Here is a 14,276-nt window from a genome sequence, read left to right as displayed (position 1 = left end):
GGCGGGCAAGCCCGTCAAAGGCGTCAAAGATCATTTCGGAACCGAGGGGGGCCTCATGGCCCGTGAGCGAAACGAAGCCCTTGCCGCACTCCTGCGCGAAGCAGGCTGGTCCCAGCCTCAAGCTGCCGCCGCCGTTGCCCGCGTTGCCGCAGAGAGCGGCGCACGCGAACTGGAGGCCGTCTCCCGCTCCCACATCGCGATGTGGGTCCAGGGCACGAAGCCCTCCGGGCGAACACCTCATATCCTGGCCGAGACGCTGTCCCGCAGGCTCGGCCGACGCCTCACCCTCGCCGAACTCGGACTGGAAGACGGGCCGACCGGCGCGGGCGACAACGGTTGCGACTGGAGCGTCGACTCTCTGACCGTGCTGGCCGAGCTGGGAAGCGACGACCTGGACATGCATCGACGCAAGCTGCTGGCGACCACCGCCTACTCGGCCGCCGGCCTGGCCCTGCCCGCCGCCGCGTGGTGGGCCGCCGCGCCGGCCGAAGCCTCCTCCCGCCCAGCGACCTCGCCCCGGCGCGTAACGCAAGGCGACATCGACGACGTACGCGGGCTGACCGCCTTCTACTCCGCCCGGGACCAGCAACGCGGCGGAGCCTCGGGACGTTCGGCCCTGGCCGGGCACCTCCGCGACGAGGCCGTCCCACTGCTGGGCAGCACCTTCCGAACCGAACAGCACCGCCGGGATACGTACTCGGCCGTGGCGGAGATGACCTACCTCGCCGGGTGGATGGCCTTCGACGCCTCCGAACACCGCGCCGCCCAGCGCTACCTCACCCTCGCCGCACGCCTCGCGGCCGAAGCCGCAGACGGCCCTCTCGGCGGCCACATCCTGCGCGCTCTCGCCCACCAGGCAGTCGACCTCGGACACCCCCGCCGAGCCCTCGACCTGACCGACGCCTCGATGTCCCGCACGCACTACGCCCAGGCCAGCTTCCGCGAGAAGGCCCTCCTCGCCATCGTGCACGCCCGCGCCCTGGCCGCCGACGGCGACCGCCGCGGCACCCTCGCCGCCATCAGCCGCGCCGAAAGCGACCTCGCACGCGCCGATACCGAGACCGCCCCCGACCGCGTCGGCTTCTTCCAGGAAGCCTCGCTCGCCCACGAAACCGCCTGCGCCCTGCGAGACCTGGGCGACTCCAAGGACGCCGAGGCCCACTTCAAGCACAGCGTCGCCACACGCCGAAGGCAGCAGTACGCCCGCACCCACAGTGTGACCCTCGGGTACCTCGGAGCGGTCCAGGTCCGCCAGGGGCACCTCGACGAGGCGTGCGCCACCTGGGAACAAGCCCTCGCCGCCATGGCCGGCATCCAGTCCGGACGCGCCCGCGATGTCATCGTTCGCATGCAGAGCGACCTTTCCCCCGTACGACGACGCGGAGGCCGCCGCGTCGCCGAACTCGACCGCCGTGCCGCGGAGATGCTGCGCGCCATAGGGTGACGGGGAGACGGGTCAACGGCCACAACCGACCACCACAGCACACGCCACACCGGAGGAGAGGGAAGAGCGTCGATGGAAACCTACGAGGTCGAACCAGTCGCTTCTGTCGTCGGTGGCCACACTCGCGTCCAGGACGACTACCAGGGCGGAGTCCAAGCGGTCATCAGACTCAACGGGGCGTATCCCCTCGAAACCTTGCAAGGCATCGAGGAGTTCTCCCACCTGACGGTCACGTGGCGCTTCCACCTTGCCCGGCCGGACGATGTTCAGCTCCATGCACGCAGCCCACGGGGTGACACGCGGTGGCCTGCGACCGGCACCTTCGTGCACCGGAATCACCGCAGGCCCAACCAACTGGCCATCAGCTACCCAAGGCTGCTCGGTGTGGAAGGCCGCGACCTCCTGGTGACGGACCTCGACGCCGTGGACGGGACACCGATCCTGGACCTGGCGCCGTTTTTTCAGGAAATGGGGCCCCACGGCCCCGTACGCCAGCCGGCGTGGCCGGGGGAGATGCTCTCCGACTACTGGCGCAACGCCGCTGAGCGCCCCAGGCGCTGAACACAGCTCCATGGGCAGGTAGTCGATACCCCTGGGGGCGGCGTTGGTCACTGGGTGGGGCCTTCCCTGACGGGTCCAGGGGTGGCGAGTCCGCCGTATGCGGACGCCGAGCCATCAGCGGTCAGTGGGGCATCCCGTACATCGGCCGGCAGCTTCAGATTCTTGCTCGATTTGGGCTCGTGGTGCTGTTCGAGATACTGGCGGAGCACTCGCGCCAGCGCCCGCATCCGGGTCCAAGAGGCGAACGCGAAGTCGCTGTCTTCTGGCACGCTGTTGAGAAGGGACTGCAGTTCGTGGGTCTGCTCGTCAACCTGTTCTTCGTCCTCGGGAAGCCCGGCACTCAGGAGCAGCCGATACTCGGCGGGCAGGTCGAGCAGCAGCCGGTAGCCGGCCGCGTGGTCAGTGGGAAGCCAAGTGACGCCAAGCTGTCTGCCATCCTGTCTGATCAGACGATCGTTGCGCTTGGAGCACAGGAAGCTCTGCACCCTCCTCCACCCCTCGGGGCTGCAAAGCTCGCATTATGCGGCCAACCGGAATGGCACTGCCGGGTTCCCCCCAGGGAGGCGTTGCCCTACTGGTTGAGAAAGAGCCACCTCAACGCCCGACCGCGTACGGACATCTGTTTTACGAAGCCGGATCCGCGCCTCCAACGCTCCGCTCCCCAAAGCAGCGCTACGGACCAGATCTCGAAGCCAAAGACTCAACGCCCAGGACCTCGACCGCATGAAGACTGGCCCGAGATCTGGCACGGCTTGGAGGTGGAACAGGAACGCCGCATGAGGCACTCCCCCTCGGTGGTTCCGCGCCATCAGCTTCCGACATACACCGCCAAAGTGGCAGCCGCAGAGACACCCGTACGGCTCGCTCGATCCAGAGCTTGCGCCATCTCGACAGGGACACTGCCCACCCGCAGCCACCCCGATTCCGACGCAGCCGATGTGCACGGCACCAGCGTCTGCGATGCGCACCAACACCTCATCGGTCAAAAGAATCTGTACCAACTCGCATGATTCGGCAGCACCGAAATATCGTTCCGCCGAAAATGCCTCGGCGATCGCTCGGTCTATCCGCCGATCCCACGACCCGATCAACCACTGCGCACCGGAATCCATCTCCTCGACGTACAGTTCCGCCACTGCCTTCTCACGCATCCACCGCTCTGCAGCTTGTGTCACATCACTCACCTCGTCGCCGTGCATCACGCCCAGAGGATCCCGGAGAAGGTCGGCTTGGCCCGGCCGACATCAGCCTGTAAGGGGGCGCATCACCGCTCGGCCCCGGCAGCCCGACGATGACGCCCCCGGGCAGCGCGCTCAGCGCCACCCGGGAGCCTCTTCCCTAAAGCAGGGCCGTCCGGTCCTGTTCGGGGCCGTGAATGAAGCCGGGCACCCAGCGAACGGGAGCACTGGCCGGAAATAGCGTCACCCGTACACCGAAGTCGATCAGGATCTCCTTTCGCGCCTGTACATCCGCAGCGCGGAACCAACGATCTGCGACCGTCTCGCCGGTCGGTCGCCGCACCATGCCGGCTGCCCGCTGTGGCTCAACCTCAAGAGCGGCCAACTCCCGTCCCAGCGCGGCATACCGGTCCCGGTACCACGCGGCGTCGTCCGGGGCGTCGTACAGCCCGGCTTCACGGTCGGCTCGCAGTCGTTTACGGCTGGCCTGGGTCTCGGCCACGCGCTCGGCGACGCCGTTTCCCGGGTCGTACACCGTCTCGTAGATCATCCCGTCACCCAGTTCCCGGAGGAACCACTCCTCGACGTAGGCGTCAAGAAGATGGGCGTTGATGAGCGGGGCAGGTCGGCAGTGCTGCGCCTGCAGCCAGCCCTTGTTCCGCGCCGTACACGTGTAGCGCGGAGGGGCGCCCTTCGACGTCTGGGTATAGAGACGCGTATGGCACTGTCCGCACAGGGCGACGGTGGTCAGCAGGTATTCACGGTTGGAACGGCGGGTCCAAGGGGCCTTCCGCGAGAGGATGGCGCTCCTGACTGCCTCGTGAGTGGCCCGATCCCACAGGCCTTCACAGAGCCGTACGGGGTTACCGTCCCCCCTGCCGAGGACGGGCCTGTTGCGGTGCATCAGGTACCCGAGAGCAGCTTCCGACAGAAGGATGTTCTTCAGACTCTGTGGAGACCACGGCCGGCCTCCTGCCGGCTTGCCGTACATCACCGCCAGGTGATCCGCAGGTGACAGTTCCCCGGCACGGTTGAGACGCGCGGCCTCACTGCTGCACGTGACATTGTCTGGATCAGCCAGGATGCGGCGGGCGACCTCCCGCAGCACTTCAGAGGCGTGCGGATGCAGTTCGACCTGGTCGATCTTCCCTCCCATCACTTTCCGCACGTACTGGAAGCCGTACGACGGCTTGCCCTTGGGACGGCCGGCGGCGCGGGTCTTGACGGTGGCGTCACGGTTCCTGCGCTGGATCGCGCGCAGTTCCATCTGCGCGCCCCACGCCTCCATGGTGAAACGGTTCTCGTCGGCGGGGTCGTCAAGGTTCCAGGCTCCGTCGTGCCCGTACGTGACGAGCATCTTCTTCTCGTCGCGCATCTTGTAGCCGGTGTTCAGGCAGTCGACGACGTTGCGGCCGAGCCGGTCCACCGCTGCGGCGACCAAGCCGTCGTACGGGCCCCTCTCGTCACGGAGCCACGGGCCCAGGCTGGGGCGGGTCACGGGATCGGTGGCTCCGGAGACCTCCCAGTCGTCCGCCCAGCCGATGATGTGGGCACCGACGGAGGCGGCAGCGGCGAGCACGTTCTCGCGCTGGCGCTCAGGCGAAGACGTCGCCAGCTTCACGCGCGACAGCCGCCGCACTCCGAGCAGGCACTTGCCGCATCCGTCGTAGGGTCGTTCGATCGCATTGAGGTCCGTACCGCGCATTTCTTCTCTCCGTTCGAGCGCGCATGGTACGGAGAATCGGCGGCACGCCCCAGCTGAACGATCTTGGTCAGCCGAGGAAGCTCAGACGCACCTGACGGTTGTCTTTAGCAACGTTGGTGTCCACGAGGCATACCGACTGCCAGGTGCCCAGTTCCAGGCGGCCCGCGATCACCGGGAGGGTGGCGTGCGGGGGGACCAGGGCCGGGACCACGTGGTCGCGGCCGTGGCCGGGGGTGCCGTGGCGGTGCTGCCAGCGGTCGTCGGCGGGGAGAAGGGTGTGGAGGGCCGACAGGAGGTCGTCGTCGCTGCCGGCGCCGGTCTCCAGGACGGCGATTCCGGCGGTGGCGTGCGGGACGAAGAGGTTGAGCAGGCCGTCGCGGTCGGCGGCCGCGCGGGCGAGGAAGCGCTCGCAGTCCGGGGTGAGGTCGGTGACGGTCTCCGTGGAGCCGGTCGTGAGGTGGAGGACGGTGGTGGTGAAGGCAGCAGACATGGGGTCCATCCTGCCGTCATCGCCGGGCGAAGCCGTTGACCGCGCGGGGTTGCGCGTCGGGGGCGGGTGGGCGTGGGGAAGTTCCTCGGGGGCTGCGTAGTTGGTAGAAGCGTGAACGATTTTGGGGTGCGGTCGGTGGACGTCGTGGTGATCGGTGCCGGGCAGGCGGGGTTGTCCGCCGCCTACCACCTGCGGCGCGGCGGGCTGGAGCCGGACCGCGACTTCGTCGTCCTGGACCACGCTCCGGCGCCCGGCGGCGCCTGGCAGTTCCGGTGGCCTTCGCTGACGTACGGCAAGGTGCACGGGATGCACTCCCTGCCGGGCATGGAGCTGACCGGCGCGGACGACGAGCGGCCCTCGTCCGAGGTGATCGGCGCCTACTTCGACCGGTACGAGCGGACCTTCGGGCTGCGGGTCCACCGGCCGGTGGACGTGCGTGCCGTGCGCGAGGGCGAGGGGGGCCGGTTGCTCGTCGAGACGTCCGAGGGGGTGTACGCGGCTCGTGCGCTGATCAACGCGACGGGGACCTGGGACCGGCCGTTCTGGCCGCGCTATCCGGGACAGGAGACGTTCCGGGGCCGGCAGCTGCACACGTCCGGCTATCCGGGCCCGGCCGCGTTCGCCGGGCAGCGCGTGGTGGTGGTCGGGGGCGGGGCGTCCGGTACGCAGCATCTGATGGAGATCGCCGAGGTGGCGGCGGAGACGCACTGGGTGACGCGCCGGCCGCCCGTCTTCCGGGAGGGGCCGTTCGGGGAGGACCAGGGGCGGGCTGCCGTGGCGATGGTGGAGGAGCGGGTCCGGCGGGGGCTGCCGCCGCAGAGCGTGGTGAGTGTGACCGGGCTGCCCGTCAACGACGCGATACGGCGGGCCCGGGAGTCCGGGGTTCTCGACCGGCTGCCGATGTTCGACCGGATCACTCCGACCGGTGTGGCCTGGGACGACGGCCGCGCTGTCGAGGCCGACGTCATCCTCTGGGCCACCGGCTTCCGTGCCGCCATCGACCATCTCGCCCCGCTCCGGCTGCGTGAGCGCGGGGGCGGGGTGCGCGTCGAGGGCACGCGGGCCGTGCGCGATGCGCGTGTCCATCTGGTCGGTTACGGGCCGTCCGCCAGCACCGTCGGCGCCAACCGCGCCGGACGGTCCGCCGTGCGGGAGGTCCTGGGACTGTTGGGGCGCGGGCGAGGGGGCGCCGTGCGGGATGCGGGCGCGTCCGCCGCCGCTCCGGTCGCCGAGGAGCCCGTCTTCGTCTGAAGGGCGGGCGGCGGGTACGCCGCCGCGCGGCCGGTCAGGTCGTCATCGGGGCCATCTCCGTGTCCCGGCGGACCAGTGCCGCATAGCGCCCGTCCAGTCGCAGGAGTTCGTCGTGGGTACCGCGCTCCGCCGTGCGGCCGCCGTCGAGGACGACGATCTGGTCGGCGTCGCGGACGGTGGAGAGCCGGTGGGCGATGGTGATCGTGGTGCGGCCGGCGGAGAGGGCGTCGATCGCCGCCTGGACGGCGTGTTCGGTGCGGGTGTCGAGGGCGCTGGTGGCCTCGTCCAGGATGAGCACCGGCGGGTCGCGCAGGATGGTGCGGGCGATGGCCAGGCGCTGTTTCTCGCCGCCCGAGAAGCGGTATCCGCGCTCCCCCACGAGGGTGTCGTAGCCGTCGGGGAGGGAGGCGATGTGGTCGTGGATCTGCGCGGCGCGGGCTGCGGCCTCGATCTCCTCGTCGGTGGCGTCGGGCTTGGCGAAGCGCAGGTTCTCGGCGACCGAGGCGTGGAAGAGGTAGGTCTCCTGCGAGACGACGCCGACCGCGCGGGCCAGGGTGTCGAAGTCCAGATCGCGCACATCGACCCCGTCGAGGGTGACCCGGCCGCCGGTCACGTCGTACAGGCGGGGCACGAGGTAGCTGAGGGTGGACTTGCCGGAGCCGGTGGGGCCGACGACGGCCAGTCCGGCGCCTGCGGGCACGGTCACGTCGACGCCGCTGAGGGTGGGGCCGCTCTGCTCGTCGTAGCTGAAGTCGACGTTCTCGAACCGCACCTCGCCCCGGATCTTGTCCAGGCGCACCGGATTCTCCGGCTCCGTGATGTCGACGGTGAGATCGAGGTATTCGAAGATCCGCTGGAAGAGCGCGAGGGACGTCTGCATCTGCACACCGGTCGAGAGCAGACTGACCGCCGGACGGAAGAGGCCCTGCTGGAGCGAGACGAACGCGACCAGGGTGCCGATGGAGACGGCGGGGCCGCCCGACTGGAGGGCCAGGCCGGCCGCCCAGTAGATGACGGCGGGCATGGCGGCCATGACGATGCCGATCGTCGACATCCGCCACCGTCCGGCCATGCTGGAGCGGATCTCGAGGTCGACCAGCCGCTCGGACTCCTCGGCGAAGCCGCGGGTCAGTGAGTCGGAACGGCCCATCGTGCGGCCGAGGAGGATGCCGCTGACGGAGAGCGACTCGGTGACGGTGGCGGCCATGGCGGCCATCTGCTTCTGGCGCTGGGTGGTGATCTTCTTGCGTTCACGGCCGACGCGGCGGCTGATCCAGACGAAGACCGGCAGCAGGAGCAGCGAGACGACCGTCAGCCGCCAGTCGAGCGCGAGCATGGCGACGACGGTGGCGACGACGGCGGTGAGGTTGGAGACGAGGGAGGTCGCCGTCGAGGTGACGGTGGCCTGCATTCCGCCGATGTCGTTGGCGATCCGGGACTGGACCTCGCCCGTCCGGGTCCGGGTGAAGAAGGCGAGCGGCATGCGTTGCAACTGGGCGTAGACCGCGGTGCGCAGGTCGTGCATGACGCGCTGGCCGACCGTGGTGGAGATCAGGGTCTGCAGGACGCCGAAGACGCTGTTCATCACGGCGGTGAGGATCATGCCGAGGGCGAGCAGCGAGAGCAGCCCGGTCCGCCCCTGCGGGATGGCGGTGTCCAGGATCTCGCGCAGCAGGAACGGCGAGGCGACCGACACCAGCGACGAGGCGCCGACGAGCAGTCCGACCACCGCGAGGCGGCCGCGGTACGGGCGGAAGAGGCGCAGGATGCGGCGCAGGTCCGCGGGCGGCTGGCTGCCGTCCCGCGGCGGGGGTGTCCACGTGGGTTCGTCGGGTTTCATGGGCTCCTTCGTCGGACATGCGGCAACGGGGGCGCCGGGGCGCGGCCGACGGAGCGGCGCGCCCGGGCGCCGGGTGCGGGCAGGGCCGTCCGGAGGCGGTTACCGCGCCCTCGACGGTCGAGCCGAAAGGGAGCATAGCTCATTGTTACCTCTATTCACAATGAGCGGAGTCCTGATACGGTGAGCGCCATGGACTCCCCCGACCCGGACGGCCTGCTCGCCGAACAACTGCTGCGGCTGACGCGCAGGCTCCAGCGCATCCAGAGCCGCCAGCTGGAGCCGATCGGCATCACGCCCGCGCAGTTCCGCCTGCTGCGCACCGTCGCGCACTACGAGGGCCCGCCCCGGATGGCGGATCTCGCCCAGCGCCTCGACGTGGTCCCCCGCGCCGTCACCACCCTGGTGGACGCGCTGGAGGCCGGCGGCCGGGTCCGCCGCGTCCCCGATCCGGCCAGCCGCAGAGTGGTCAGGATCGAGATCACGGACGAGGGCGTCGCCACGCTGCGCTCGCTGCGCGACGCGCGCCGGGCGGCCGCGGAGGAGATCCTGGCTCCACTGACCGCCGACCAGCGCGAGGTGCTGGGCGGCCTGCTCACCGCCCTGGTCAACGGGATGCCGGAACGCCGCTGCTGACCTGGACGGGACGCGGCGACGGGCCGCGGGACCGCCACATCGCCGAGGAGGAGACACGATGCCGCTGCTGGAGCCGGACCCCGACACGCTGCGCCCCGCCGCGGTGCGCCCGCCCTCCCACGACCGCGTCCCCGAGGACCGGGCCGGGGGTACGCCGGAGCGGCTGCGCGCCGATCTGACCGCCCTGCTCGGCACCGAGAAGGTGCTCTGGAAGGTCTCGGACCTGGTGAAGTACGCCTCCGACGCCAGCCCGTACCGCTTCGTGCCGCAGGTGGTCGTCGTCCCGGAGGACCTCGACGACATCTCGGCGATCCTGTCGTACGCGCACGGCCAGGGCCGCAGCGTTGTCTTCCGCGCCGCCGGTACCAGCCTCAACGGGCAGGCGCAGGGCGAGGACATCCTGGTCGACGTCCGGCGGAACTGGGCGGGCGTCGAGGTCCTGGAGGACGGCGCCCGGGCCCGTATCCGGCCGGGGACGACGGTCGTCCGGGCCAACGCCGCCCTCGCGCGGTACGGCAGGCTGCTGGGCCCCGACCCGGCCAGCGCGATCGCGTGCACGATCGGCGGAGTCGTCGCCAACAACGCCTCGGGGATGACCGCGGGCACCACCCGCAATTCGTACCGCACCGTCTCCTCGCTGACCTTCGTGCTGCCCAGCGGCACCGTCGTGGACACCGGCGATCCGGCGGCCGACGAGGAGCTGGCCCGCGGGGAGCCGCGGCTGTGCGCGGAGCTGCTGGCGCTCAAGGCGGAGATCGAGGCCGACGCCGCGCTCACCGCCCGTATCCGCGCCAAGTACGAGATCAAGAACACCAACGGCTACCGGCTGGACGCGTTCCTGGACGGCTCGACGCCGGTGGAGATCCTGCGCGGTCTGATGGTCGGCTCCGAGGGGACCTTCGGCTTCATCTCGGAGGTCGTCTTCGACACCCTGCCGCTGGACCGCCGGATCTCCACCGCGCTGCTGTTCTTCCCGTCGCTGACCGCCGCTGCCGCCGCCGTGCCGCTGTTCAACGAGGCGGGGGCCCTGGCCGTCGAGCTGATGGACGGCAACACGCTGCGTGCCTCGGTCAGCGTGCGGGGCGTCCCCGCCGACTGGGCCGGGCTGCCGAGGGAGACCACGGCGCTGCTGGTGGAGTTCCGGGCGCCCGACGAGGCGGGCCAGGAGGCGTACGAGCGGGCGGCGGCCGATGTGGTGCGGCGGCTGGAGCTGGTCCGGCCGGTGACCTCCGTGACCAACGAGTTCACCCGTGACGCGGCCACCATCTCCGGCTACTGGAAGGCCCGCAAGGCGTTCGTCACCGCGGTCGGCGGCTCGCGTCCCTCCGGCACGACGCTGATCACGGAGGACTTCGCCGTACCGCCGTCCCGGCTGGCGGACGCCTGCGAGGCGCTGCTGGCGCTCCAGGCGGAGCACGGCTTCGACGCCGCCGTCGCCGGTCACGCCGCGCACGGCAACCTCCACTTCCTGCTGGCGTTCGACGCGGCGCGCCCGTCCGACGTCGAGCGCTACGCCGCCTTCATGGCGGATTTCTGCCGGCTGACGGTGGAGCGGTTCGACGGATCGCTCAAGGCGGAACACGCCACCGGCCGCAACATCGCTCCCTTCCTGGAACTGGAGTGGGGTCCGCGCGCCACCGAGCTGATGTGGCGCACCAAGCAGGCCATCGACCCGGACGGGGTGCTGGCCCCGAGGATCGTCCTGGACCGCGATCCGAAGGCCCATCTGCGCGGGCTGAAGACCATCCCGAAGGTCGAGCCCGTCGCGGACCCGTGCATCGAGTGCGGCTTCTGCGAACCGACCTGCCCCAGCCACGATCTGACGACCTCGCCGCGTCAGCGGATCGTGCTGCGCCGGGAGATGATGCGCCAGCCCGCCGACTCCGCGGTGGAATCGAACCTCCTCGACTCCTACGGCTACGACGCCGTGGACACCTGCGCCGGTGACTCCACCTGCAAGCTGGCCTGCCCGGTCGGCATCGACACCGGCGCGATGATGAAGGATTTCCGCCATCAGCGGCACTCGCCGCGCGAGGAGCGGATCGCCGCGCTCGCCGCCCGGCGCTTCGGCGCGGCGGAGACGGCGGCCCGGCTGGCGGTGGCCGCGGCGAGCAGGATCGACGACCGGTTGCTCCAGGGCGTCACCCGGCTCGCCCGCCGGGTGGTGCACCCGGATCTGGTCCCGGAGTGGCTGCCGGAGATCCCCGGGGCGGCCTCGCGGAAGCTGCCGCGTACCCGCAGGGTGGGGGCGAGCGCCGTCTACTACCCGGCCTGCGTCAACCGCATCTTCGGCAGCCCGGAGGGATATCGCGGGCCGTCGCTGCCGCAGGCGGTGGTCGCCGTGTCGGCCCGGGCGGGAAAGCCCGTGTGGATTCCGGACGATGTCAACGGCACCTGCTGCGCCACCATCTGGCACTCCAAGGGCTACGACGCGGGCAACGCCGTCATGGCCAACCGGATCGTGGAGGCCGCCTGGGGCTGGACGGCCGGCGGGAAGCTGCCGCTGGTGGTGGACGCCTCGTCCTGCACGCTGGGCATCGCCCAGGAGGTGGTTCCGTATCTCACCGAGGCGAACCGGGAACTGCACCGGGAGCTGACGATCGTCGACTCCCTGGTCTGGGCGGCGGACGAACTGCTTCCGGAGCTGACGGTGCTGCGGACGAGGAAGGCGGCCGTACTGCATCCGACCTGTTCGATGGAGCATCTCGCCAATGTGGACCGGCTGCAGGCGGTGGCGGCGGCCTGCACGGACGAGGCGGTGATCCCGGACGACGCCGCGTGCTGCGGTTTCGCGGGCGACCGGGGCATGCTGCACAAGGAGTTGACCGCGTCCGCGACGGCGAAGGAGGCCGCCGAGGTGCGGCCCCACGCGTACGACGCGTATCTCTCGGCCAACCGGATGTGCGAGATCGGCATGGACCGGGCGACGGGCCGCTCGTACCACTCGGTGCTGATGGAGCTGGAGTGGGCGACGCGCCCCGGACCGGCCTGAGACCGGTCGGGGACCGTCAGGCGCGGAGGCTGGCGCGGTCGCCCATGACCACGACCGGGTGCTGCTTCGGGTCCAGGGTGCGCAGCAGCTTCTCCATGGCTTCCTTGGAGACGCTGACACAGGCGGAGGTACCGCTGCCGTGGTCCATGTGCAGCCAGATGCTGCCGCCCTTGGTCTGGCCCTGGGGGCGCGTCGGGTCGTTGGGGGGCGTGCCCTTGACGCGGTTGTAGTCGATGGCGATGACGTAGTCGAAGTCGTGCCAGTGGGTATCGGGCCAGGAGTGCGGTGCCTGGAGGGAGGCCGTCCGCGTGTACGGGAGGCGGGCTCCGGGGTCGGCGAGCACGCCGCCGGCGTCGCTGAGGGTGAAGACGCCGACAGGGCTGCGCTTGTCGTTCTCGTGGTGGTCCGCCGTCCAGCCCTTCTTGCCGTTGTGCCCCTTCCAGCCCGCGGCCTTGTCCCAGGTGGAGCCGGACTTGGTGTAGAGCACGACGGTGGAGTCCGCGGAGTTCTTCCCGGCCCCGTAGACGGCGACGACCTGGCGGGAGTCGGCCGGGATCTGTGACTGGAGCCGGTCGCCGACATCCGGGATGCGTGCGAGGCCGGTGGTCGGGGACGCGGTGCGGCCCTGCTCGGCGGCGGACCGCTTCGCGGTTCCGCGCTTCTTCGCGCCGTCGTGCCCGTCGCCCCCGCAGGACGTCAGGGTCATGAGCAGAACACCGCAGGCGGCCGCCGAGGCCACCACTCGTACCGCACCGGCTATACGCATGCGTCCATGCTCGCACCCGGTACGGGGCCCGCCCGTCCGCTCCCGGTCCGCCCGACGGAAAGCGTGCCGAATCTTTACCCGCTCCGGGGCGGTGCGGAGGCCGGAGGCCGTATGCACCCGCATCCGCATAAAACCGTTTGCCGCGGCCCCGGTGTCGGGCGAAGCTTGCACGGTTTGGTTCCCCCGCCTGCGCAGCCCGCAGGTGACCCACTGCTGCCCCGGTGCGCTCGCGCGGCGCCTCGCGGGCCCGGTTTCTTCCGATCCTTTGGGATGTCATGCACATTCGCGACCTTCCGTATCCGGACCCCGGTGATCCCGACGTCCGCTCCGGTCCCCGTTTCCTGTTCTGGCTGGGCCGCAGTCAGCTGGGCGGCCAGCTCAAGGCGTTGCTGTGGGGGCTGCTGCACCAGTGCTCGATCGCGGGGTATCCGCTCGCGGTGGGCATCGCCGTGCAGGCGGTCGTCGACCGCTCCGGGGGCCGGCTGGCGCTGGCCGGCGGGCTGACCGCGCTGCTGGGCGTGGCGACGGCGGTCAGCGACGCCATGCTCCACCGGAGCGCCGTCACCAACTGGATCACCGCTGCCGCGCGGGTCCAGCAGTTGCTGTCCCGCAAGACCGCGGAGCTGGGCGCGCTGCTGACGCGCCGGGTCGCGGCGGGCGAGGTGGTCGCGGTGTCGACCGGGGACGTGGAGAAGATCGGCTGGTTCGTGGAGTCCCTCTCCCGGTTCCTGGCCGCCGCGACCGTACTCGTCGTCATCAGCGTGGGGCTCGTCGTCTACCTGCCGTCCCTGGGTGTCCTCGTGGCGATCGCGATGCCGCTCCTCGCCCTGTCCGTGCTGCCGCTGCTCCCGCGCGCCACCCGGCGGGCCGACGTGCAGCGCGAGAAGGGCGGCAGGGCCACCGAACTCGCCTCGGACACCGTGGCCGGGCTGCGGGTGCTGCGCGGCATCGGCGGCGAGGAGCTGTTTCTGCGGCGGTACCGGCGGGCCTCGCAGGAGGTCCGCGTGGCGGCGGTGCACAGCGCCCGGATGTGGTCGCTGATCTCCGCCGTGCAGGTCCTGCTGCCGGGCCTGCTGCTGCTCGCCCTGGTCGTCCACGGCGCCGCGCTCGCCCGCGACGGCAAGGTCGAGGTCGGCCAACTGGTCACGGTGTACAGCGCGGTCACCCTGATGCTGTTTCCACTGCGCCACTTCGAGGAGATCGCCATGGCGTACTCCTTCTCCCGCCCGTCGGCGCAGCGCGCGGTGCGGGTGCTGGCGCTGAGCCGCACCACCCGGCCGGCCACCGTCACCACCGCCCCGTCCGGCGACCTCTACGACCCGGTCACCGGGCTGCTGGCGCCGCAGGGCCGGCTCACCGCCGTGGTCTGCGGCGACCCGGACGAGGCGGGCCGCCTGGCGGACCGGCTCGGCGGCC

Annotated in this window: 11 protein-coding genes; 6 read left to right on the top strand and 5 right to left on the bottom strand. The window is 70.8% G+C overall.

Features of this window, described 5'->3' with window-relative positions:
- Positions 1 to 55: 55 nt before the first annotated feature.
- Both MHW47_RS00720 and MHW47_RS00715 read left to right on the top strand, forming a co-directional pair.
- Positions 56 to 1,444, top strand: coding sequence for a Tat pathway signal protein (locus tag MHW47_RS00720; protein WP_239220591.1), 1,389 nt, complete (start codon positions 56 to 58; stop codon positions 1,442 to 1,444).
- Between the two features lie 72 nt (positions 1,445 to 1,516).
- Positions 1,517 to 2,005: an SAM-dependent methyltransferase gene (locus MHW47_RS00715; RefSeq protein WP_239220590.1), complete on the top strand. Its 489-nt coding sequence runs from the start codon at positions 1,517 to 1,519 to the stop codon at positions 2,003 to 2,005.
- Positions 2,006 to 2,052: 47 nt separating this feature from the next.
- Here the strand turns inward: MHW47_RS00715 and MHW47_RS00710 are convergent, their stop codons facing one another.
- From MHW47_RS00710 to MHW47_RS00700, 3 genes are all read right to left on the bottom strand, one after another.
- On the bottom strand, positions 2,053 to 2,490 hold the full coding sequence (locus tag MHW47_RS00710) for a hypothetical protein (RefSeq protein WP_239220589.1): 438 nt from the start codon (positions 2,488 to 2,490) through the stop codon (positions 2,053 to 2,055).
- A gap of 853 nt (positions 2,491 to 3,343) precedes the next feature.
- Complete coding sequence (locus MHW47_RS00705) at positions 3,344 to 4,888, bottom strand: recombinase family protein (protein WP_239220588.1); 1,545 nt, start codon at positions 4,886 to 4,888, stop codon at positions 3,344 to 3,346.
- 67 nt (positions 4,889 to 4,955) lie between these two features.
- Positions 4,956 to 5,378, bottom strand: a complete 423-nt coding sequence (locus MHW47_RS00700) for a YjbQ family protein (RefSeq protein WP_239220587.1) — start codon at positions 5,376 to 5,378, stop codon at positions 4,956 to 4,958.
- A gap of 126 nt (positions 5,379 to 5,504) precedes the next feature.
- On the opposite strand from MHW47_RS00700, the gene MHW47_RS00695 reads away from it, so the two are divergent.
- Positions 5,505 to 6,629, top strand: coding sequence for an NAD(P)-binding domain-containing protein (locus tag MHW47_RS00695; protein ID WP_239220586.1), 1,125 nt, complete (start codon positions 5,505 to 5,507; stop codon positions 6,627 to 6,629).
- A 34-nt stretch (positions 6,630 to 6,663) separates the two neighbouring features.
- Here MHW47_RS00695 and MHW47_RS00690 read toward each other — a convergent pair whose 3' ends face one another.
- Positions 6,664 to 8,469 (bottom strand): ABC transporter ATP-binding protein, encoded by a 1,806-nt coding sequence (locus MHW47_RS00690; RefSeq protein ID WP_239220585.1) that lies wholly within the window; start codon positions 8,467 to 8,469, stop codon positions 6,664 to 6,666.
- A gap of 189 nt (positions 8,470 to 8,658) precedes the next feature.
- Between MHW47_RS00690 and MHW47_RS00685 the strand changes: the two genes are divergently transcribed.
- Both MHW47_RS00685 and MHW47_RS00680 read left to right on the top strand, forming a co-directional pair.
- Positions 8,659 to 9,102: a MarR family winged helix-turn-helix transcriptional regulator gene (locus MHW47_RS00685; protein ID WP_239220584.1), complete on the top strand. Its 444-nt coding sequence runs from the start codon at positions 8,659 to 8,661 to the stop codon at positions 9,100 to 9,102.
- 58 nt (positions 9,103 to 9,160) lie between these two features.
- Positions 9,161 to 12,094 (top strand): FAD-binding and (Fe-S)-binding domain-containing protein, encoded by a 2,934-nt coding sequence (locus tag MHW47_RS00680; protein ID WP_239220583.1) that lies wholly within the window; start codon positions 9,161 to 9,163, stop codon positions 12,092 to 12,094.
- Between the two features lie 16 nt (positions 12,095 to 12,110).
- Here MHW47_RS00680 and MHW47_RS00675 read toward each other — a convergent pair whose 3' ends face one another.
- Positions 12,111 to 12,860, bottom strand: a complete 750-nt coding sequence (locus MHW47_RS00675) for a L,D-transpeptidase family protein (protein WP_239220582.1) — start codon at positions 12,858 to 12,860, stop codon at positions 12,111 to 12,113.
- Between the two features lie 275 nt (positions 12,861 to 13,135).
- On the opposite strand from MHW47_RS00675, the gene MHW47_RS00670 reads away from it, so the two are divergent.
- Positions 13,136 to 14,276 (top strand): ABC transporter transmembrane domain-containing protein (locus tag MHW47_RS00670; RefSeq protein WP_275448701.1); only part of this gene is annotated, 1,141 nt, incomplete at its 3' end.

The organism is Streptomyces sp. OfavH-34-F (assembly GCF_022347745.1).
Taxonomy (GTDB): Bacteria; Actinomycetota; Actinomycetes; order Streptomycetales; family Streptomycetaceae; genus Streptomyces.
This window is presented reverse-complemented; position numbering and strand designations above follow the sequence as displayed.

Excerpts from the sequence above, each read along its gene's own strand:
- MHW47_RS00720 (WP_239220591.1), top strand. The coding sequence starts at position 56 with ATGGCCCGTGAGCGAAACGAAGCCCTTGCCGCACTCCTGCGCGAAGCA.
- MHW47_RS00715 (WP_239220590.1), top strand. The coding sequence starts at position 1,517 with ATGGAAACCTACGAGGTCGAACCAGTCGCTTCTGTCGTCGGTGGCCAC.
- MHW47_RS00705 (WP_239220588.1), bottom strand. The coding sequence starts at position 4,888 with ATGCGCGGTACGGACCTCAATGCGATCGAACGACCCTACGACGGATGC.
- MHW47_RS00700 (WP_239220587.1), bottom strand. The coding sequence starts at position 5,378 with ATGTCTGCTGCCTTCACCACCACCGTCCTCCACCTCACGACCGGCTCC.
- MHW47_RS00690 (WP_239220585.1), bottom strand. The coding sequence starts at position 8,469 with ATGAAACCCGACGAACCCACGTGGACACCCCCGCCGCGGGACGGCAGC.
- MHW47_RS00685 (WP_239220584.1), top strand. The coding sequence starts at position 8,659 with ATGGACTCCCCCGACCCGGACGGCCTGCTCGCCGAACAACTGCTGCGG.
- MHW47_RS00680 (WP_239220583.1), top strand. The coding sequence starts at position 9,161 with ATGCCGCTGCTGGAGCCGGACCCCGACACGCTGCGCCCCGCCGCGGTG.
- MHW47_RS00675 (WP_239220582.1), bottom strand. The coding sequence starts at position 12,860 with ATGCGTATAGCCGGTGCGGTACGAGTGGTGGCCTCGGCGGCCGCCTGC.